Annotated in this window: 2 protein-coding genes; one reads left to right on the plus strand and one right to left on the minus strand. The window is 73.2% G+C overall.

From position 1 onward, the window contains the following. Window positions 1-227: winged helix-turn-helix domain-containing protein (locus GTW40_RS27255; protein ID WP_161182792.1), on the minus strand; the 227-nt coding region annotated here is incomplete at its 3' end. A gap of 46 nt (window positions 228-273) precedes the next feature. Here GTW40_RS27255 and GTW40_RS27260 point away from each other — a divergent pair. Next, the coding region (locus tag GTW40_RS27260; protein WP_161182793.1) for a carboxymuconolactone decarboxylase family protein at window positions 274-485 on the plus strand (212 nt) is incomplete at its 3' end.

Consider the following 485-nt stretch of genomic DNA (forward strand, 5'->3'; position numbering starts at 1 on the left):
GTGAGCCAGCCCTCGGCGACCAGGCCCGCGTACGCCTCGGCGACGGTGTTCCGGGCGATCCCGAGGTCGGCGGCGAGCGCGCGGGAGGAGGGCAGCCGGGTGCCGGGCGCGAGCCGTCCTTCGCGCACCGCGTCGCGCAGCGCGTCGGTCAGCCCCTGGCGCAGGCCGCTGCTCCCGGCCGGTTCCAGGTGGAGGTCGATGCCCGGATTGGCCCACGATTCCGCCATGGGAATGGACCATACTCCTGGGCCGCTCCCCGCCTAGGCTCGACGCATGGACACCGCACAGGACACCACCGCGTACGCCCCCGAGCACCCCGCCCGCCTGGCCTGGACCGAGCACGCGCCCGAGGTCTACAAGGCGATGGTCCGCCTCGACATCGCCGCCCGGCAGGGCCTCGACCCGCGCCTCCTCGAACTGGTCAAGATCCGCGCCTCCCAGCTCAACCACTGCGCCTTCTGCCTCGACATGCACACCAAGGACGC

The sequence above is a fragment of the Streptomyces sp. SID4985 genome (assembly GCF_009863025.1).
GTDB lineage: Bacteria > Actinomycetota > Actinomycetes > Streptomycetales > Streptomycetaceae > Streptomyces.